Source organism: Janthinobacterium sp. RA13 (genome assembly GCF_000745325.1).
Classification (GTDB): Bacteria; Pseudomonadota; Gammaproteobacteria; order Burkholderiales; family Burkholderiaceae_D; genus Janthinobacterium; species Janthinobacterium rivuli.
The window spans coordinates 4,249,773-4,269,760 of the sequence record NZ_JQNP01000001.1 but is presented as its reverse complement, the minus strand read 5'-3'; the positions used below and the strand labels follow the sequence as shown (position 1 = coordinate 4,269,760).

Here is a 19,988-nt window from a genome sequence, read left to right as displayed (position 1 = left end):
TGAATATCAGATAATTTACTAGTAACCATCCCACAAAACCGGACGATTGTATTGATGCCATGAGCCTGCTGAATTTTGACATCGCCTTTTTGCGCAGCTATGTGGCTGGCATCGAACTGGGCAGCTTTGCCCGCGCGGCCGACAAGGTGGGCCGTTCCACCTCGGCCGTCAGCGCGCAGCTGAAAAAACTCGAGGAGCAGGCCGGCATGCCCCTGTTCCGCAAGGATGGCCGGGGGCTGGCGCTGACGCCGGCCGGCGAAGTCCTGCTCGGCTATGCGCGCCGTTTGCTGGAACTCAACGACGAGGCGGCCGTCGCCTTGCGCGGCGCGGAACTGGAAGGCTGGATCCGGCTCGGCTTGCAGGAGGATTTTGGCGAAGCCTTGCTGCCCGACGTGCTGGGACGCTTTGCCCGCGCGCATCCGAAAGTGCGCATCGAGGCGCACGTGGCGCGCAACACGGCCTTGATGCAAGGGCTGGCCATGGGGCAGCTGGACCTGGCCCTGCTGTGGGGCGGTGCGTGCATCGCCGACGTGGCCGAGTATCCGCCGCAGCAGCGCCAGCATATTGCCGAACCGGCCATGCGCTGGATCGCCTCGTCCAGCCTGGCCTGGCGGCCCGAATCGGGCGAACCGCTGCCGCTCATTACGTTCGACCGCGACTGCCTGTTCCAGCGCTGCGCCACGCAGGCGCTGGACCATGCCGGCATCGCCTGGCGCACGGCGTTTACCAGCCCCAGCTTGGCGGGACTGTGGGCGGCGGCCGCCGCCGGGCTGGGCGTGACGGTGCGCACCGGCCTGGGCTTGCCCTCAACCGTGTGCGCGCTCGATCACGTGGCGGCCGGTTTGCCCGCCCTGCCCCCGTTGTCGCTGGAACTGCTGCGCGCGTCCAGCGTGTCCAGGCCGCCCGTCGAGCGCCTGGCCGGCCTGATCATCGAATCGCTGCAGCAAGATGCGGCGTAAAACGCCTGCCATTCACGTGCGCGCAATCAGCACTTGCATGGGCGCCATGGGAAAATCGCTGGCGCCGTACTGCTCCACTTGCGGCCAGCCCGTGTCGCGCAGCAATTGCGCCAATTCCCCCTGGCGCGTTACCGTGCGGCCCAGCATGCGCATCGGCAAGTAATACGGCAGCACGCGCGCCGCGTCAACGGCTGCCGGAGCGATTTCCGCCTGCACGCAAACGAAGACGCCGCCGGGTTTCAAGGCCGCATGGATCTTGCGCAAGGCCGCCGCCATGTCGGGCACGAAGTGCAGCACGGACGAGCACCAGATCAGATCGTAACCGTTGCCGATATCGTCGCCGTCCAGGTCGCCGCCCACCGTCTCCAGACGGTCAGAGAGTTGCGCATGGGCGATGTTGGCGGCGGCCACCGCCACCGTTTCCGGCCAGTCGAAAACGCAGCCGTGCAAACCCGCATGGGCTTGCGCCAGCGCAATGGCAACCCAGCCCGGACCGCCGCCCAGGTCGAGCAGGCGCAGCGGCGTGTTGCCGCCGGCAAACGGGGCGATCCGTTGCATCACGGACAGGGCCGCGCGCATGGTGACGGCGCGTTGTTCCTGGCCGATCTGCTGCTGTGCGGCAACGGCCCAGTTGACCCCATTTGCCGTGCTGTAGGGCGCGGCCTTGCCCCCCTGGCGCACCAGCGTACCGAGCTGGGTGGCGAAGTGGCGCAGCGCATGCAGCCGGTACAGCCAGGCGTCGCCGCAAAAGGCCACCGAGTTGCGGCAGAAATACTGCAAGGTGGCGGCCGTGCAGCGGTAGCGCTGTGTGTCTGCCTCGGCATCGGCCGTATCGCGTTCCAGCACCTGCATGCTCCAGAGCAGTTCCAGCAACAGGGCCGTGTGCGGCGCGTGCAGCGACAGGGTGTCGGCCAGCTGCGCCGGCGTGTGCGGCGTGGCCAGCACCTCGAAAATACCCAGTTCCAGGGCGGCGGCCAGCCCGTCCGCCTGCACGGGCGCGACGGCCAGGTCCCAGTACGGTTGCAAGGCATGTTGCGTGGTAAACGGCATGGCATTTCCTTTCGGCGAGGTGGGCAAGAACGCCTATTTTATGCAACAATGAGAATAATTATCATTTGCATTTGTATGCGGCACGGCGCATTTTGTATGCGCGACGGCGCGGAAAACAGGGGGAGCGATGAGGGAACAGGACAGGGAAGCGGCAGGCTGGACGCGGCGCCAGCTGGATCCCGGAATGGGTGCGTGCCGCGCGGACCAGCGCCAGGTCGACCAGGGCTTGCTGCTCGTGCATTCCGATTACCGCCCGCGCCTTGCCCTCGTCGAGCCATCGCAGCATGACGACGCGGGCGGCATGGTCATTACCATCGGCCTGGAAGGCGCGTCCGGCTACACGACGCGCGATGGCGGGCAATTGCGTTTCCTGGGCGGCCATACGACGGTGACGGCGTTTCACCACGTCAGCGGCGAACGCCGTTTCGAGGCGCATCAACGGGCGGCGCAATTGCGCGTGCTGGTCGGCGAAGACGCGCTGGCGCGCTACTGGCCGGAAGGCCTGACTTCATTGTTACCGAACGGTGGTGCGCGCCAGCTGGCGCATGCGGCCACGACGCACAGCAGCGCCCTGCACGCGCGCGCGCTGCTGCGCGCGACGGATCCGTTGGCCGTGCATATCGGCGTGCTCAGTATCCTGGCGGAACAGTTGCGGGCGCTGCGGCCGGCGCCCGCACCCGCTGCCTTGCCGCGCTGGTCCGAGGCCGATATCGCCAAACTGGAACGCGTCCATGCACTGATGCAGGAACAGATGGCGCAGGAACTCACGCTCGATTACCTGTGCGCGCAAGCGGGACTGAGCTTGTTCAAACTCAAGCAGGGATGGCGCTACCGCTACAACGACAGTCCGCAGCGCACCCTGCTGGCGCTGCGCATGCAGCGGGCAAAGTTACTGCTGGAAAATGGGTGTCAGGTGGCGCAGGCAGGCTGGCAAACGGGTTATCGCCATCCGGCCAATTTCAGCACCGCGTTCAGCCGTTATTTCGGCTACGCGCCGAAGACCGTGGGACGCGCTGGCACGTAAAAAGCCGGTGTAGAATCGGCGGGCAGCACATACTCATACGACCCACAAGGAGACATGATGGCCCGCAAAATATTTGTCAATCTGCCCGTCCAGTCGCTGGAACGCTCCGTCGCGTTTTTCACGGCGCTGGGCTTCAGTTTCAATGCCCATTTCACCGATGAAACGGCGACGTGCATGATCGTTGCCGACGACATTTTCGTGATGCTGTTGACGCACGACAAATTCAAGCAATTTACCCCGAAGCAGCTGTGCGACACCACCGTGGCGACGGAAGTGCTCGTGTGCCTGTCGGCCGAGAGCCGCGGCGAAGTCGATGCGCTGGTGGCGAAGGCCGTCCAGGCGGGCGGCAGCATCTACAAGGAGCCGATGGATTTCGGCTTCATGTATGGACATAGTTTCCAGGATCCTGATGGGCACCAGTGGGAGTTAATGTACATGGAACCGAGCGCCGTACCTGGCTGATACGTGGCGGTGTCGGATTACGCTGCGCTAATCCGACCTACGCAATTTGGCACGTTCGTCGCGTAGGTCGGATTAGCGGCGGCACGCCGCGTAATCCGACACGATTCGCTTGGCCAGCTCAGGAAGCCAGCGCCAGCAAATCGACCACTTCCAGCCCCGCCAGGTCCTGCGTCGTGTTGCCCGCAAACGCGGCGCGGCTAGGCTGGCCGTTTTTCAGCCAGGTGCGCGTGACTTCCTTGATCTGCGCCAGGGTGCAAGTTAATACGCCGGTGCGGAATTGCTGGCGCACGGCTTCCGTCGTGCCGCGCTGCTGCATATTCCACGCCGTCAGCGCTTCCGCATACGGCGAGTGCGGCTTGTCGAGGCCCTTGATGACGCAGATGATGGCTTCTTCCACTTGTTCCTGCGAGAAATCGCCGTCGAGGATTTGATCCAGCGTCGTGCCGAAGTCGGCGAACGTGCCGGCCAGGCGCGGGTCGCGGTACGAACTCAGGGTGAACGTGCCGGCGCCGGCCGCGTAGCTGGCGCTGCCGCCATACGCGCCGCCTTTTTCGCGCAGGGCCGTATGCAGCACCTGGTTGGTCATCAGTTCAGCGGCGACGGCCAGGGCGGAAGCGTCCGGATTGTGCACGCCGGGCACGGCCCAGGAAACGAAGCAATGGTTGATCTGGCTCGTCGCATGCAGGGCCGTGTTGGCCAGCGGCAAAGCGGCAGCTGCGGCGGCAACGGCTGGCGCGTCCGCGTCCGTGCTGGCTGCCGGCAACTCGAGCAAGCGGGCCAGGGTGATGCCATCCTGCTCCAGGCCGGCGCACAGCACGGTTGGCTGCTGCGCGATGATGTGTGCGTGCAGGGTGTCGAGCTCGCGCGCGATTTCCTGCAAGCCTGCCGACGTTTTGCTCAGCTGCTGCAAGCGGCGATAGAACGGCAAGGCAGCCGGGCCGCCGACGATGTCGTCGAAGCGGCGCGTGGGCGACAGTGGCGCTGCCGAGGCCAGCATGGCGTAGCGGTTGCCCGATTCGGCCAGGCTGGAGAGTTTGTCTTGCACCAGGCTTTCGATCAGGAAGGCCAGGCGCTCTTCTTCATCGAAGCGGGGCTTGGCGATCCAGGCCGACAGCACGGCGGCAATCGCCGCGTGTTCTTCGCGCAAGCCGCTGGCCGAGAACGACAATTCCACGCGCATCGCCTGTTGTGGGCGGGGAATGGCTTCCAGGCCGATGTGGAACGAGGGCACCATGCTCTGGCGCCAGGCGCTGGCGTCGTCGAACGACATGTCGCCCACGCCCAGTTCCGGCGCCAGGTCCGTGTACAGGCGCAGCCATGGCCACGACGCCTCCGGCAGGTTCGACACGTCGTACAGCACGTTGGCATAGCTGATGCCGTTCGAGGCGATGCTGAACGCCACGGCGCCGTCGACGGCGGCTGGAATCGGCAAGGCCGGGCGTGGCAAGGCGCTGACATCGCCAGGGCGGATGCGCGGCAAGACTTCGGAATTCGATGGCAGTTGCTGATGCGCTTCCAGCGCGGCGGACTCGGCCACGATGTGCTCGCGTTCGGCATCCGTCAGCGTCGCTTGCAGGGCCGCCAGCTTGGCGTCTTCCTGGGCGGCGCGGGCCGTGAAGTAGGCGCTGTCGGGTACCACGTGCGTCGTCAAGCGGGTCGGGTTGGCGATCAGCTCACGCACCAGCTGCTTGAAGAATGCCGGATCGTCGATTTGCTGTTCCAGCGTTTCCAGGATGGCCGCATTGTCGAACGCATCCATCACGTCGCCGCCATACATGGCCAGCGGCAAGGCGTGCAGCAAGCGTCCCAGGCCGTAAGGCATGCGGCCGCTGCTGATTTCGCGCTGGCTGTATTTGATGTCGCGCAAGGCGGCGTGCAGCACGGCGGCGGGAATGCCCTCTTCCGCCGTTTCTTCCAGCGCCGTCCAGATGCGCTGGTGCGCATCGGCGATCTGTTCTTTGGTTAAACCTTCCATGCCGATGTGGAACACCATCTGGCGGATGCCCGCGTCGCGGCCATTCATGTCCGATGGGCGGCCATAGCCGGCCGATTCCATGGCGCGCATGACGGGCGCCGACGATTCGCCGAGCAAGCCGTGCGACAGCAGATGCGCGTGGTAGTAGGCGATGGGGTCGCTCGATTCGCCCATCAGCCAGGCAAATTGCAGGCCGAATTCATCGTCGCGCGCTTCCTGCGAAGGAATTTTCACGATGTTTTCCTGCGGCGTCGTCCATGCTGGCGCCAGCTGCGGCAGGCGGCGTTCGGAGAAACCGCTGAGTTTGGACAGCACGCGCTCGGCGACTTGTTGCTGCACGGCCGACGCTTCGATATTGCCGGCGGTCATGATCACGGCTTGCGACGGGTGATAGTGGCTGGCGTGGAATTCTTTCAGCATGTCATGCGTCAGTTCGGGGATATTCAGCGGATCGCCGCCCGATTCGACTTCATACGTCGTGCCTTTGAGCAAGGCGCTGGCGATGCCGCTGTCGAGCGCGCGCATGGGACTGTTGAAAGCGCCCTTCATTTCATTGAAGACGATGCCCTGGTACACGAGCTTGTCGCCTTCGAACGCGTGGCGCCAGCCTTCCTGGCGGAAATTCAGGTAATCGAGGTTGGGGAAGAAGGCCGCGTCCAGGTAGACGTCAAGCAGGTTGAAGAAATCCTTGCGGTCGGTGCTGGCGAACGGGTACACGGTGCGGTCCGGATAGGTCATCGCATTCATGAACGTGGCCGTCGAGCGGCGCAGCATCGAGAAGAACGGGTCGCGCACCGGGTAGCGCGACGAGCCGCACAAGGCCAGGTGTTCCAGAATGTGGGCGCGCCCGTCGCTCACTTCCGGCACAGTGGGAAAGGCCACCAGGAACACCATCTCAGCCTGCTCGGTATGCATGTGGATATGGCGCATGCCCGTTGCTGGCTCGACATATTGCTCGATGGTTGCCTGCAAGACTGGAATGAAGTTGCTGCTGACTTTTTCAAATGTGCTCATGCGGTATGGGATCTCTGCGGTAGGTGATTCGGAGTGTCGGTGGGGCTGCATCACATGTGGGGGCAAAGTGGCGCAATGCCAGGGCCTGTCGCCAAGCGGGGTGTCAAGGCCAGGCCACTTTGATGCCTGCGTGAAGTTTTTCCCTATTGTACTAGGAGTATTCGCGCGCCGCCGCCCGGGCCTTGCTGGCAGCCGGAAAAGCGACAGTCTTGCCAAATTGATCATTCGCGGGTGGGTGGCGTCTCCGAATGAACGCTTAGCGTACCATGCGCCTTTTGTCATCCAGACTGAACCGAAGGCGCCTATCTTGTCCCGACTTTCCTTTCGCCAACTGTTATTTGCCGCCTTCATTTTGACGACGGGCATTTTGACGGCCACCTCCGTGCAAGCCCTGCTGACCCTGGAACACCTGGCGCGGCTGGGGCGCGAGACGGCGGCGCAGGCGATTGCCCTGACGGAACAATCGCAGCGCCTGTCCGAGCGCACCCTGGCCATGGAGCGCAGCGCGCGCCAATTTCTTGTGCTCGACGATCCCGTCTTCCGCGAACGCTACGCGGCGGCCCGCGACGAAGCGACGGCGGCGCTGCAAGTGCTGAACCGCGCCACGCCCGAGTTCGCCACGCAATTGGCCGACGAATGGACGGCGCAGGCGCAAGCGGCGTGGGAAGTCTTACAGGCCGGCAAGCGCCGCAAGCGCGATGGCCACGCCGTCGTGTACCGCGCGTTTGCCCGCATGACGCAAATCAATGACAGCCTGGCGCGCGAAAGCAAGACGGAAATCGGCAGCCGCAACGACGCCCTGCTGGCCGAGCTGGAACGCCAGCGCCGCCTGCTGGGCGTGCTGGTCGGTGGCGCCGTGCTGCTGGCGGCCGTGCTGGCCACCTGCTTCGGCTTCCTGCTGTCGCGTCCGCTGCGCCGCATCGAGACGGCCATCGGGCGCCTGGGCGACAAGCGCTACGACCAGCCCATCGTCGTCGGCGGCCCGGCCGACACGCGCCGCCTGGGCCAGCAGCTCGACTGGCTGCGCCAGCGCCTGGCGGACCTTGATGCCGACAAGGAACGTTTTCTGCGCCACATTTCCCACGAGCTGAAAACCCCGCTGGCGGCCCTGCGCGAAGGCGTGGCTCTGCTGGAAGATGAAGTGGCAGGCAAGCTCAGCGATGGCCAGCGCGAAATCGCCGGCATCCTGCAGCAAAACACGGCGTCCCTGCAAACGCAAATCGAAGACTTGCTGCGCTACAATACCGCCGCTTTTGACGCCCAGCACTTGGCGCACAGCAAGGTCGATTTGCTCGTCTTGCTGCAAGATGTGGTGGCCGGCCAGCGCCTGCAATGGCTGGCGCGCCGGTTGACGGTCGAAGTGCAGGGCGCATCCCTGATCATGCAAGCCGACCGCGACAAGCTGGCGACGGCCCTGGCCAATTTGTTGTCGAATGCCGTGCGCTTCAGCCCGGAAGGCGGCACCGTGCGCTTTGCCCTGTCTTGTGCAGGCGGCCGCGTGCGCATCGATTGCATCGACGAGGGCGCCGGCGTGGCGCCCGAGGATGCCGCGCGTATTTTTGAACCGTTTTACCAGGGAGTGCGCCAGGCGGCCGGCGCGCGCAACGGCAATGGCATCGGCCTGTCCATCGTGCGCGAATATATCGCCGCCCACGATGGCAGCGTCACTCTTTTACCGCGCCCCGCCGGCGCGCATTTTCGGATAGAACTGCCCTTATGATGACGAGAAATTCCCTGGCCGGCATGGCCGTTTGCGTGCTGCTCTTGAGCGCTTGCGCCGCCAAGCCCCCCATCCAGACACCCGTGCTGGTGCAAACGCCGCCGCGTGTGGTGGTGGTGATGGACCCCCAGCTGACGGAACTGCTCGCGTATCAAGGCGCCTTGCGGCTGATGACGCCGTCGGAACTGGTGAAAGCGCAGCTGGACCTGGCGAAAGCCGACCATGCGCCGCACAACACGCTGCGCCGCGCCATGCTGCAGGCGGCCTTGCGCGGTCCCGGCGACCTGGCCCGCGCGCAAGCGTTGCTGGAACCGCTGGCCACGGCCACGGGCAAGGATGCGCAACTGCTGGCGCCGCTGGCGCAATTGCTGGGCAGCCAGTATGCGGAACTGCGCCGCCAGGAAGAGAGCATCGACAAGCTCAACACGCAGCTGCGCGACGCTCAGCGCCGCAACGACTTGCTCAATGAAAAACTCGAAGCACTGAAAAACATCGAGCGCAGCCTGTCCGTGCGCCCCGCCGCGGGAGCGCCGAAATGAGCGAGCACGCCCATATCTTGTTGGTCGACGATGACCCCGACCTGCTGCGCCTGCTGACCATCCGCCTGAAGGCGGGCAATTACCGCGTGACGGCCGTGGGCAGCGCGGAAGCGGCGCTGGCGCGCCTGGCCGTGGAATTGCCGGCCCTGGTCATTACCGACGTGCAATTGCCGGGCCGCGACGGCTTGGCCCTGTTCGATGAAATCCGCCGCCAGCATGCGGCCCTGCCCGTCATTTTGCTCACAGCCCACGGCACCATCCCGGACGCCGTCGACGCGACGGCGCGCGGCGCGTTTGCGTATCTGACGAAGCCGTTCGACGGCAAGCTCTTGATGGAAAAAGTGGCGTATGCGATTAACTTGTCCACCGTCATGCCGGCGCCAGCATCGGGCGATGAAAGCTGGCGTGCCGAGCTGATCAGCCGTAGTTCACAGATGGCCGAGTTGCTGGCCGAGGCCAAGCTGGTGGCGGGCTCCGACGCCAGCATTTTGATCCGTGGCCCCAGCGGCACGGGCAAGGAATTGCTGGCGCGCGCCCTGCACAACGCCAGCCGCCGCGCCAAGGCGCCGTTCATCGCCGTCAACTGCGGCGCCATTCCCGAGCAACTGCTGGAATCGGAACTGTTCGGCCACGTGAAAGGCTCGTTTACGGGCGCCGTCGGCAACCGCGAAGGCTTGTTCCAGGCGGCCGATGGCGGCACCCTGTTTTTGGATGAGATCGGCGACATGCCGCTGCCGCTGCAGGTAAAACTGCTGCGCGTGCTGCAGGAGCGGGCCGTGCGCCCCGTCGGCGCCGACCAGACGCGTCCGGTGGACGTGCGCTTGCTGTCGGCGACGCACCGCGACCTGGACGTGGCGATGACCGAGGGGCAATTTCGCGAAGACCTGTATTACCGGCTCAATGTGGTGACCTTGACCCTGCCGCCGCTGGCCGAGCGCCGCGAAGATATCTCTCTGCTGGCGAACCATTTCCTGCAGAAACTGGCAGCCAAGTATCAAAAACCGTTGAACGGCTTCGCGCCCGATGCCTTGACTGCGCTGGTGGCCGCTCCTTGGCCCGGCAACGTGCGCCAGCTGGTCAATGTCGTCGAACAAGTGTGCGCGCTGGCCACGGCGCCGTTGGTACCTTTGTCGCTGGTGCAGCGGGCCCTGCGCGTGCCATCCTTGGAAGCGCTCAGCTATAACGAAGCCAAGCAGCGCTTCGAGCGCGACTACCTGATTCAGCTGCTGCGCCTGACGGACGGCAACGTGGCCGATGCCGCCCGCCTGGCCGACCGCAACCGCACGGAGTTCTACCGTTTATTACAGAAATACGAGCTGACGCCGGCCCTGTTTCGGGGCGATGGCGACCCTGTCGCTGAATAGCGACAAAAATAAAGCTTTTTAAATCAGGGACTTAGTCAGAAACATTAATATTGTTGCCATAAGCTGTCGCTGTCTGGCGACAAAATTCCCCGTTTTTCCGGCCAGATCGCCGCGAAATGGGCTGGAAAAATCGAGGGTGAATCTAAGTCGTTGATTTTAAATGAAATTTAAAAGCTGGCACGGTGCTTGCTGTATGGGTAGATGTGACGCTTCAAAGTGTTGCTTTATCCAAGTAAGAAGCTTTTAACTTCATTGAGAGGAACTACCATGCAAACATCGAAACTGTTCAATACCCTGGTCGCCGCTATCGTACTGTCGGGCGCCTCGATCACCGCTTCGCATGCCGCTGACTCCGCACCAAAAGCACAAGCTCCTGCTGACACCGTCGTGGCCGCCAACGCTGCCGCAGCCGTCCCTGATGAAACCATCACTTCCTCGGCCAAGGCCGCCCTGAGCGCCGATGCGCAAGCCGCTGCCCTGCCAGTCAAGGTAGCAACCCAGCAAGGCGTGGTCGTCCTGTCGGGCGACGTGCCGAGCGCCGAAGCGGGTGACCGCGTCGTGCAGATCGTCGCTTCCGTGAGCGGCGTGAAAGAAATCAAGAACGAGCTGAAAGTCAAAGCCGCCGGCTAATCCCCCTCGCGCTGTACTTTACTCCGGGTTGCCCTGTCTGCGGACAGGGCATTTTTTTGTCCGCGCGGTTTACTCGTCAAGCCATGCCGCCAGGCAAGGAGCTGGGCAAGGAGCCGGACAATGCAGGTAGAATAGCCTGCACTGGCGCCGCTCCCGGCGCTGTTTGTCATCCCCGGCACAGCATGCTGTTGCAAGGCTGCGCCGTTACCAGGCTACCGCATGTCCTCTTTTTCTCCCGCTGCCCTGCTGCGCAATCTGAAACCCGATAATTTCACCCTCGTCCTGCTCGTCACCGTGGCGCTGGCCACTTTCCTGCCTTGCACGGGCCAGACGGCCGTGGTCTTCGGCAACATCACCACCGTCGCCATCGGCGCCCTGTTCTTCCTGCATGGCGCCAAGCTGTCGCGCGAAGCCGTGGTGGCCGGCGCCATGCACTGGCGCCTGCACTTGCTGGTGCTGGCCAGCACCTTTGTCCTGTTTCCGCTGCTGGGCCTGGCCCTGCGCCCGCTGGCGCTGACGTTTCTCACGCCCGACCTGTACATGGGCATCTTGTTTCTGTGCGCATTACCTTCCACGGTGCAATCGTCGATCGCCATGACGGCCATGGCGCGCGGCAATGTGCCGGCCGCCATCTGCAGCGCCTCGGCCTCGAACTTTATCGGCATCTTCCTCGCGCCCATCCTCGTCGGCTTGCTGGTGGCCAAGGGCGCGGAAAGCAAGTCGTCGGTGGACGCCGTGCTGTCCATCGTCATGCAGCTGCTGCTGCCCTTCCTGGCTGGCCAGTTCCTGCGCCGCTGGATCGGCCGCTGGGTCGACCGCCACAAAGCCACCCTGAAATACGTCGACCAGGGTTCGATCTTGCTGGTGGTCTACACGGCCTTCAGCGAAGCCGTCAGCGAAGGCCTGTGGCATACGATTTCGGTGGAAACGCTGGTCGCCCTGGGCCTGATCAGCACCCTGCTGCTGGCGCTGGTGCTGGGTATTTCCACCTTTGTCAGCCGCCGCCTGGGGTTCAACAAGGAAGATGAAATCGCCATCGTCTTTTGCGCCTCGAAGAAAAGCCTGGCCAGCGGCGTGCCCATGGCCAAGGTGCTGTTTTCCACGCGTTCGCTGGGCATGGTGATCTTGCCGCTGATGCTGTTCCACCAGATTCAGCTGATGATCTGCGCCGTGATTGCGCAAAAGTATGCTCGGCGCGACGAGGCGGCGGTGGCGCGCGTCTAGGGTCTAGGGGACGGGCCGGGCCTTGCTGCGCACTGGCCACGTCAGCGCGTCAAGCAAGGTTCCCGGCGCCTTGCCCGTGTCCAGACCCGTGGGTGGATACTCTTCCGCGCGTGGAATATGGTGGGTGCCGAACAGCCGGTCGAAGACGGGGAACAGCCCGGCGAAATTGCGGTTGAAATGTTCCGCTTGCACAGAGTGATGAACGCGATGGTACTGCGGTGAATTGAATAACATCCAGTAACGGCCAAAGCCGACCCGGACATTCATATGCGGGAAAACATGATACAAGCCCAGGATTCCGTACATTCCCAAAATCACCAGGTTGGTCTTGAACAAGATCCCCGCAAGCAGATAGATACTCAGTGCCTTGATGCCCGCTTCGGCCCAATAGTGCCTGGTCGTCGTGCTGGCATTCATGGCCGCATCGCTGTGATGGAAGGAATGCATGGCCCACAGGGCGGGTACGTGGTGTTGCACGCGATGAAAGGCGTATTCCAGAAAATCCATGCAGAAGGCATACACGATGAATGCCGGCGCCAGCATCGAGCCTGACGCGTCGAGATCGATGAGCCCGCCGCTGGCGGCATAGATGACCATATATGCCAGATTGAAGCGCGACGCGCCCGCAGGCTGCTGTTCCAGGGGATGGCGCTTCTCGATGGCCAATGCCAGGAGAATGATCGCCAGCAGCATCGAGGGGCCAAGCAGTATCGCCGCATATCCCATCGTTTAACCCTGGAAAATAGTGGATCTTCTTGTTAAAAATAGTCCGGCTATCCCCAACTGTCAATGCCATTGGCATTGCCTTGACCTGGGCAATGGCAGAACGCTATATATAAGTGTATATTACGGTCCTTGTCACCGTTCACTTTACAAGGATACGACCATGCGCCTCACCTCCCTCGCCCGAGTCATTGGCACCGCTCTTCTCGCCACCGCCGCCACCTCCGCCCTTGCCGGCGAAGTGGTCGTGTCGGCCGCGGCCAGCCTGACGAATGCGTTCAAGGATGCGGCGCAAAGCTACGAGGCGCAGTATCCGGGCAGCAAGGTGTCCCTGAACTTCGCCGCCTCGGGCGTGCTGCTGCAGCAGATCGTCAAGGGCGCGCCCGTGGACGTGTTTGCCTCGGCCGATCAGGAAACCATGGATGCGGCGCAAAAGCAGGGCCTCGTCTTGCCGGCCGACCGCATGGACTTCGTCGGCAACAGCCTGGTGCTGATCGTGCCGCACGATAGCAAGCTGGGCATCAAGAGCCTGACGGATCTGACGCACAAGGATGTGACCCGCGTGGCCATCGCCAACCCGGCCAGCGTGCCCGTCGGCCGTTACTCCGAAGGCGCCTTGAAGAAGGCGAAGCTGTGGGAAGCCGTGCAAGCGAAGGCCATCGGTACGCAGAACGTGCGCCAGTCGCTCGACTACGTGGCGCGCGGCGAAGTCGATGCGGGCTTTGTCTACGCCACCGACGCGGCCATCATGAAAGGCAAGGTCAACGTGGTGCTGGAGGTGCCATTGGAAGCGCCCGTGCTGTACCCGATCGCCACCATCAAGGGCAGCGGCAATGCGGCCGAAGCGAAGCGCTTCGTCAGCTATTTGCAGACGGCGCCGGCGCAAGCCATCCTCGCCAAGTACGGATTTAAAAAGCCATAAAGCAAACGACTGCACATGGATATCGCCTGGACCGCGCTGGCCCTGTCGCTCAAGGTAGCGGCCTGGGCCACGGCGCTCAACTTGTTGCTCGGCATCGGTACGGGCTATTTGCTGGCGCGCACGCGTTTCCCTGGGCGCGAGTTGCTCGACGCCCTGCTGACCCTGCCGATGGTGATGCCGCCCACCGTGCTCGGTTATTATTTGCTGGTGCTGCTGGGCCGGCGCGGCACCCTGGGCATCTGGCTGCAGGATAACTTCGGCATCAACCTCATCTTTACGTGGCAGGGCGCCGTGATCGCCTCCACCGTGGTCGCCTTTCCCCTCGTCTTCAAGCCCGCGCGCGCCGCCTTCGAGGCCGTCGACGGCCAGCTGGAGCAGGCGGCCCGCGTGCTGGGCATCTCGGAAATGGCGATCTTTTTCCGCGTCACGTTACCGCTGGCCTGGCGCGGCATCCTCGCCGGCGTGCTGCTGGGTTTTGTGCGCGCGCTGGGTGAGTTCGGCGCCACCCTGATGGTGGCCGGCAGCATCCCCGGCAAGACGCAAACCCTGTCGGTGGCCGTGTTTGAAGCCGTGCAGGCGGGCAAGGATGACTTGGCCAATACGCTGGTCTTGATCACCTCCCTGGTCTGTATCGTGGTGCTGCTGACTGCTGGTCGCCTGGCGCCCGGGCGCGTCGCTCATAAATGACCACTATGCAACTCGACCTCGACCTCCGCGCCACCTTGCGCTCCGGCAAACGCCGCTTCGACCTGCAGGTGCGATGCACCTCCGGCAGCCAGCGCATCGCCATGTATGGCCCGTCCGGCGCCGGCAAGAGCATGACCCTGAAAGCCATTGCCGGACTCTTCACGCCTGATGCAGGCCATATCCGCCTGAACGGGCGCACCCTGTTCGATTCGGCCGCCGGCATCAATCTGCCGCCGCAGCAGCGCAATCTCGCCTACCTGTTCCAGGATTACGCGCTGTTCCCGCACCTGACGGTGCGCCAGAACGTGGGCTTCGGCCTGGCGCGCGGCTGGTTCAACCCGCGCGCGCGCGAAAAATTGCAGAAAGTCGAGCATTGGCTCGATGCCTTCCACTTGCAGGAACTGGCGCATCAGTTCCCCGACGAGTTGTCCGGAGGCCAGCGCCAGCGGGTGGCGCTGGCGAGGGCGCTCGTGGCCGAGCCGAGCGCGTTGCTGCTCGACGAGCCGTTTGCCGCCCTCGATCCGGCCCTGCGTGTCAAAATGCGGCTGGAACTGAGCCAGTGGCAGCAGCGTCTGGACGTGCCCATGATCCTGATCACGCACGATCCGGAAGATGCGCGCATCCTGGGCGAACATGTGCTGTACTTGCGCGACGGACAGATCGATAACAGGGAAGACCACATGGCATTGGGTGAACGCATTGGATAAATCAGCGGCAGCGGAAATCGGCCTAGAAGGCTCGGTATGGATGACGGTGGGTGGAGAAAACCTGGGCGGCGCCGGCAGGGTGGAATTGCTGGGCGCCATCGCCGAATGCGGCTCCATCACGCAGGCGGCCAAGTTGGTAAAGATGAGCTACAAGGCGGCCTGGGATGCCATCGACGCGATGAACAACCTGGCCGGCGAACCGCTGGTCGAGCGCCTGACGGGCGGCAAGGGCGGCGGCGGCACGCGGCTGACGCCACGGGGCCGCCAGCTGGTCGACAATTTCCGCATCATCGAGCGTGAGCATGCCCGCTACCTGCGCCAGTTGGGCAGCCAGGCCGAAGGCATCGCCGACGATCTTTTACTCATACGGAGAATGGCCATGAAAACGACGGCGCGCAATCAATTCCTGGGCAAGGTGGCCGAACTGAAACAGGGCGCCGTCAACGACGAAGTCACCCTGGAATTGCCCGGTGGCCAGCACATCGTGGCCATCGTCACGCAGGGCAGCAGCGCCAGCCTGGGCCTGGTGCCGGGCGCGGAAGCGTTTGCGCTGATCAAGGCTTCGTCCATCATCCTCGTGGCCGACAGTGAAGGCGCGCGCTTTTCCGCGCGCAACCAGCTGGCCGGCACGGTCACGCGCGTGCAGACGGGCGCCGTCAACACGGAAGTGGTGCTGGACTTGCCGCGCGGCGGCACGATTGCCGCCATCATCACGAATCAGAGCAGTACCGACCTGGGTATCGCGCTTGGCAGCAGCGTGACGGCGATGTTCAAGGCGTCGAGCGTGATTCTGGGCGTACCCGCATAAGTGCGTAGGTCGGATTAGCGCTTGCGCGTAATCCGACATGATCCGCCAACAATGTTGTCGGATTACGCGGCGTGCCGCCGCTAATCCGACCTACCTTTTTAATCTTTCAGCCGCGACAACCAATCCCCCGCCGCCGCCAGCGCCAGTTCCAGCTCCTGCGCCGTGTGCGCCAGCAGCGCCGGCACCTCATCAAGGCGGCCCGCATCGATGGCTTCCTCGGTGGCGAACGCGGCGCGGATCAGGCGTTTCGTGCCCAGGGTGCCGACGGAGCCGCGCACGCTGTGCAGGATGCGCGCCACGTCGCTGTGGCGGCCAGCCTGCAACGCCGTTTCGGCGTCGCGCACGGGCGTCATGCCCTTGTTCAGCGCGTCTTCGACCATGCGCCGCAGCACGCCGCGCCCCTTCGCGTCGCGCCCCATCACGCGCATCAGCGGCGCCATGGAAAACACTTCCTCATCGGCGACGCGTGCCGGCTCGGCCGTTTGCACTTGCGGGCGCTTGGGCAGGTGGCGCAGGATGACTTCCATCATCTCTTCCACCACGACGGGCTTGGCGATGAAATCGCTGATGCCGGCCGTCATGCAGCGCTCGCGCTCGGACGCCAGCACGCCGGCCGTCATGGCGATCACGGGCAGGCCCAAGCGCAGTTCCGTGCGGATGATGTGGGTGGCGCTGAAACCGTCCATGACGGGCATCTGCATGTCCATCAGCACGATGTCGTAGCGCAGCGCTTCCGTGCGCAGCCGTTCCACGGCTTGCAAGCCGTCGCCCACCACGTCCAGGGTGGCGCCCATGTGTTCGAGGATGCCGCGCGCCACGGCCTGGTTCAAATGATTGTCTTCCACCAGCAGGAAATGCACGCCAGCCAATTCCGTGCCCAGCGGCTGGTGCAAGATGCGCTGTTCGCCGCCGTCGTCCTTGGCGATCAGCGCCTGGTGCAGGGCATCGAACAGGCTCGATCCCGTGATCGGCTTCATCAGCACGACGTCGGCCTCGGCCGCGCTGGAGATTTCCTCCAGGTGGTTGCGGGCGAAGGCGTTGACCATCACCACGATGGGCTGGCGCTGGCCGCTGGCCGCCTGGCGTATGGCCTTGGCCGTGGCCAGACCGTCCATGACGGGCATGTGCCAGTCGGCCAGCACCACGTCGTACGGTTGCTGCTGCGCCAGCCGTTCGCGGTACAGTTCGATGGCGGCAAAGCCGGAGTCCACTTCGTCGGCCAGCCAGCCCCACGCCTCGATCAGCTTGACGATCAGTTCGCGCGTGGTGCGGTTGTCGTCGGCCACCAGCAGGCGCAGCTGTCCCAGAGCCGGCGTGCGCCGCGTTTCCGCCGGTTGCGCCAGCATCTCGAAGGGCACGCTGAACCAGAAGCGGCTGCCCTTGCCTTCGCTGCTGGCGACGGCGATATCGCCGCCCATCATGTGGATCAGCTGCTTGCTGATGGCCAGGCCCAGGCCCGTGCCGCCGAAGCGCCGCGTGATGCTCTGGTCACCCTGCGAAAACGCGGCGAACAGCTGCTGTTGCTGCAGTTCCGTCATGCCGATGCCCGTGTCGCGCACTTCGAAGCGCAGCCAGGCGCGGCCGCTCTCGCTCTTGCTCTCGGCCAGGCTGACGGCCACCACCACTTCGCCGCTCTCGGTAAACTTGATGGCGTTGCCGGCCAGATTGACGAGAATTTGCTGCAGGCGCTGGGCGTCGCCCACGAGGCGCCGCGGCACGTCGGGTTCGACGGCGATGGCCAGTTCCAGCTCCTTTTCGCCCGCATTCATCGTCATCGTCGTGGCCAGGGTATTCATGACTTCGTCGAGGTCGAATTCGACGGGCGACAATTCCATGCGGCGCGCCTCGATCTTCGAATAGTCGAGCACGTCGTTGAGGATGCCCAGCAGCGACTGGCCCGCCACTCTGACCATGGTCAGATACTTGCGCTGTTCCGTGTCGAGTCTGGTATTGCCCAGCAAATACACCATGCCCAGCACGGCATTGAGGGGCGTGCGGATTTCATGGCTCATGTTGGCCACGAAATCGCTCTTCGCGCGGTTGGCCGCCTCGGCCCGGTCGCGTTCCTGCTCCAGCTCCGCCGCGCGCGCTTCGAGTTCCTGCTGCAGGCGGTCGCGTTCGCTCATCAGACCGTTGAACGCTTCCGTCAGTTCGCCGATCTCGTCGCGCTGCTGCACCGGCACGGGGGTAAAACGGCTGCCGCTGTTGCGCAGGGCCAGCAGGGTGTCGCGCAGGCGCACCAGCGGCGACAGCAGGCGCACGGTGACCCAGCCCAGAACAAAGGCGGCCAGCAGCGAGGCGAGGATGCTCCACAGCACCAGCCGGTACAGCACGCCATCGAACGGTTCGAAGGCATCGTCGACGGGCAGCGAGCTGGCCAGCAGCCAGTTCACCGATTTCAGGCGCTTGAAACTGTTGACGGCCGTGATGCCGCGGCTGTTGGTGCTGACCATGCTGCCTTCGCCATCTTCCTTCAGCAGCTGGGTCGTCGTCAGATTGGCGTTCGGCTGGCGCGGCTGCAGCAAGCGGCTGGTATCGGGGTGCAGCACGTAGCGCGGCACGGCGCCGCGCGTGAGGATGAAGTAATAGCCGCTCTTGCCGACCTTTTCCGAGCGCAAACGCCCCAGCAGGTTGTCCTTGTACAGGCGCAGCACGCCGATCACCACGCCGGCCACCTGGCCATCGGCGGTGAGCACGGGCGCCACCATCTGCACGATGGGCATGCCGCTCGATTTACCGAGCATCGGCTCGGTGATCATGGGCTGGCGCGTGCGCAGGACGGTCTGGAAATACTCGCGCTCGGCAACATTGATGCCGGCGCGCCCCGGCACTTCCGGCATGTCGGCCACGACGGCGCCTTGCGCGTCGAGCACCAGCACGTCGTCGAACAGCACCAGCATCGAGCGGCGCGAATAGTATTCGCGCAATTGGGCGGGCCGGGCGATCAGTTCCGGCGGCTGCTGCCGGGCCGTCAGGGTGACGATCTGCAGCAGCATGCCCAGCTTGTCGTCGAGCTCGGCAGCGGTGCGGCTGATCAGGGATGACTGCTGGCTCAGCAGTACTTTAGTGAAATCGTCGCGCATGTGCTGCACCTGGATCATGGTGACCAGCGCGATCATGGCGATCGAGGTCAGGCTGGTGGCCAGCGCGACTTTTGCTTTGATGCCGAGAGGCTTCATGATTTCCTTTTCAGTACCGGGCGGCACAGGCGGCAGATAATGCTGTCAGGAATTTTCCTATCAATACCCCAGCTTGGCAAGCGGCGCCGCGCAAATTGCCCTCCCCGCATGGGCTTTTGACGATGTTGCCATATAATTAAAGTCGGAACGTCGTTTATTCAGCGAAATTGCCGTGAAATTGGCACACGGCAACCCTGTATGCAGTAAACTTGTTGTTGCATTTTCTAAAAGGTACCGACATGACTGAAGCGCTACTCACTCCAACCTTGCCTACAGTGAACGTGGAAGCGTTGCGTGCGCGATGCTCGACCTGCAGCATGCATCAATTGTGCCTGCCGATGGGCCTCGATATGGGCGACATGGACAGGCTGGACCAGATCATCGGCCGCCGCCGCAAAATCGTGCGCGGCGCCTCGCTGTTCCGCATCGGCGACTCGTTCCAGAACCTGTACGCGATCCGCCTGGGGCACTTCAAGACGTACCAGATCAATCCGGGCGGCGAAGAGCAGGTGACGGGTTTCCAGATGGCCGGCGAACTGCTGGGCATGGACGCCATCAGCGCCGACCGCCACCACTGTAATGCGGTGGCGCTGGAAGACAGCGAAGTGTGTGAAATCCCGTTTTCCAGCCTGGAACAATTGCTGGGCAATATGCCGACCCTGCTGCGCCATTTCCACCGCATGATGAGCCAGGAAATCACGCGCGAGCAAAGCGTCATGCTGTTGCTGGGCAATATGCAGGCGACGCAGCGTTTTGCCGCCTTTATCGTCAACCTGGCGTCGCGCTACGAAGCGCGCGGCTATTCGAGCAGCAAATTCCAGCTGCGCATGTCGCGCGAGGAAATCGGCAACTACCTGGGCCTGACCATCGAAAGCGTCAGCCGTTTATTGTCGAAATTCAAGAAGGAAGGCTGGCTGCGCGTCTCGAACCGAGAAATTGAAATCTTGCAGCCGGCAAAACTGAAGGCCATCACGGCCGGTACCGACGTCTGCAAATAAGGC

17 protein-coding genes are annotated in these 19,988 nt (G+C 63.7%); 13 read left to right on the top strand and 4 right to left on the bottom strand.

All coding sequences use genetic code 11. The features are described from left to right. Positions 1 to 59 precede the first annotated feature (59 nt). Entirely contained in the window at positions 60 to 959 is a 900-nt protein-coding gene (locus FG13_RS18830; protein ID WP_035823329.1) for a LysR substrate-binding domain-containing protein, read from the top strand. Positions 960 to 971: 12 nt separating this feature from the next. On the opposite strand, the gene FG13_RS18825 is transcribed toward FG13_RS18830, so the two are convergent. Beyond that, on the bottom strand, positions 972 to 2,009 hold the full coding sequence (locus tag FG13_RS18825) for a methyltransferase domain-containing protein (protein WP_035823327.1): 1,038 nt from the start codon (positions 2,007 to 2,009) through the stop codon (positions 972 to 974). A gap of 127 nt (positions 2,010 to 2,136) precedes the next feature. On the opposite strand from FG13_RS18825, the gene FG13_RS18820 reads away from it, so the two are divergent. Further along, on the top strand, positions 2,137 to 3,033 hold the full coding sequence (locus FG13_RS18820; protein ID WP_035823325.1) for a helix-turn-helix transcriptional regulator: 897 nt from the start codon (positions 2,137 to 2,139) through the stop codon (positions 3,031 to 3,033). A 57-nt stretch (positions 3,034 to 3,090) separates the two neighbouring features. After that, the gene (locus FG13_RS18815) at positions 3,091 to 3,495 is read left to right on the top strand and encodes a VOC family protein (RefSeq protein WP_035823324.1); all 405 of its coding nucleotides are present in this window, start codon (positions 3,091 to 3,093) and stop codon (positions 3,493 to 3,495) included. Positions 3,496 to 3,613: 118 nt separating this feature from the next. Here FG13_RS18815 and FG13_RS18810 read toward each other — a convergent pair whose 3' ends face one another. Then, positions 3,614 to 6,484, bottom strand: a complete 2,871-nt coding sequence (locus FG13_RS18810; protein ID WP_035823323.1) for an insulinase family protein — start codon at positions 6,482 to 6,484, stop codon at positions 3,614 to 3,616. A gap of 307 nt (positions 6,485 to 6,791) precedes the next feature. Between FG13_RS18810 and FG13_RS18805 the strand changes: the two genes are divergently transcribed. The 5 genes from FG13_RS18805 (at position 6,792) to FG13_RS18785 (ending at position 11,961) form a co-directional block, all read left to right on the top strand. Beyond that, on the top strand, positions 6,792 to 8,204 hold the full coding sequence (locus FG13_RS18805) for a HAMP domain-containing sensor histidine kinase (protein ID WP_081922638.1): 1,413 nt from the start codon (positions 6,792 to 6,794) through the stop codon (positions 8,202 to 8,204). Further along, complete coding sequence (locus FG13_RS18800) at positions 8,201 to 8,743, top strand: hypothetical protein (RefSeq protein WP_235211771.1); 543 nt, start codon at positions 8,201 to 8,203, stop codon at positions 8,741 to 8,743. Before FG13_RS18805 ends, FG13_RS18800 begins: the two co-directional genes overlap by 4 nt. Further along, positions 8,740 to 10,107: a sigma 54-interacting transcriptional regulator gene (locus tag FG13_RS18795; protein ID WP_035823322.1), complete on the top strand. Its 1,368-nt coding sequence runs from the start codon at positions 8,740 to 8,742 to the stop codon at positions 10,105 to 10,107. Before FG13_RS18800 ends, FG13_RS18795 begins: the two co-directional genes overlap by 4 nt. Before the next feature lie 267 nt (positions 10,108 to 10,374). Beyond that, positions 10,375 to 10,737 carry a BON domain-containing protein gene (locus FG13_RS18790; RefSeq protein WP_034752546.1) on the top strand — a complete coding sequence of 121 codons (363 nt, stop codon included), beginning with the start codon at positions 10,375 to 10,377 and terminating at the stop codon, positions 10,735 to 10,737. Between the two features lie 219 nt (positions 10,738 to 10,956). Then, positions 10,957 to 11,961: a bile acid:sodium symporter family protein gene (locus FG13_RS18785; RefSeq protein ID WP_051959233.1), complete on the top strand. Its 1,005-nt coding sequence runs from the start codon at positions 10,957 to 10,959 to the stop codon at positions 11,959 to 11,961. Between the two features lie 3 nt (positions 11,962 to 11,964). Here the strand turns inward: FG13_RS18785 and FG13_RS18780 are convergent, their stop codons facing one another. After that, positions 11,965 to 12,654, bottom strand: a complete 690-nt coding sequence (locus FG13_RS18780) for a sterol desaturase family protein (RefSeq protein ID WP_200880294.1) — start codon at positions 12,652 to 12,654, stop codon at positions 11,965 to 11,967. Between the two features lie 193 nt (positions 12,655 to 12,847). Here FG13_RS18780 and modA point away from each other — a divergent pair, with 193 nt between their 5' ends. From modA to FG13_RS18760, 4 genes are read left to right on the top strand one after another with little or no spacing between them, the layout of a single operon-like run. Continuing rightward, on the top strand, positions 12,848 to 13,606 hold the full coding sequence (gene modA / locus FG13_RS18775) for a molybdate ABC transporter substrate-binding protein (RefSeq protein ID WP_035823320.1): 759 nt from the start codon (positions 12,848 to 12,850) through the stop codon (positions 13,604 to 13,606). Between the two features lie 15 nt (positions 13,607 to 13,621). Beyond that, the gene (gene modB, locus FG13_RS18770) at positions 13,622 to 14,293 is read left to right on the top strand and encodes a molybdate ABC transporter permease subunit (protein WP_035823318.1); all 672 of its coding nucleotides are present in this window, start codon (positions 13,622 to 13,624) and stop codon (positions 14,291 to 14,293) included. A 5-nt stretch (positions 14,294 to 14,298) separates the two neighbouring features. Continuing rightward, positions 14,299 to 15,000: an ABC transporter ATP-binding protein gene (locus FG13_RS18765; protein ID WP_035823317.1), complete on the top strand. Its 702-nt coding sequence runs from the start codon at positions 14,299 to 14,301 to the stop codon at positions 14,998 to 15,000. A 40-nt stretch (positions 15,001 to 15,040) separates the two neighbouring features. Beyond that, positions 15,041 to 15,808, top strand: coding sequence for a TOBE domain-containing protein (locus FG13_RS18760; RefSeq protein ID WP_051959231.1), 768 nt, complete (start codon positions 15,041 to 15,043; stop codon positions 15,806 to 15,808). Positions 15,809 to 15,906: 98 nt separating this feature from the next. Here FG13_RS18760 and FG13_RS18755 read toward each other — a convergent pair whose 3' ends face one another. Then, positions 15,907 to 18,987 carry a response regulator gene (locus FG13_RS18755; protein ID WP_035823315.1) on the bottom strand — a complete coding sequence of 1,027 codons (3,081 nt, stop codon included), beginning with the start codon at positions 18,985 to 18,987 and terminating at the stop codon, positions 15,907 to 15,909. Positions 18,988 to 19,226: 239 nt separating this feature from the next. On the opposite strand from FG13_RS18755, the gene fnr reads away from it, so the two are divergent. Further along, complete coding sequence (gene fnr, locus FG13_RS18750) at positions 19,227 to 19,985, top strand: fumarate/nitrate reduction transcriptional regulator Fnr (RefSeq protein WP_035823313.1); 759 nt, start codon at positions 19,227 to 19,229, stop codon at positions 19,983 to 19,985. The last annotated feature ends 3 nt before the right edge of the window (positions 19,986 to 19,988 follow it).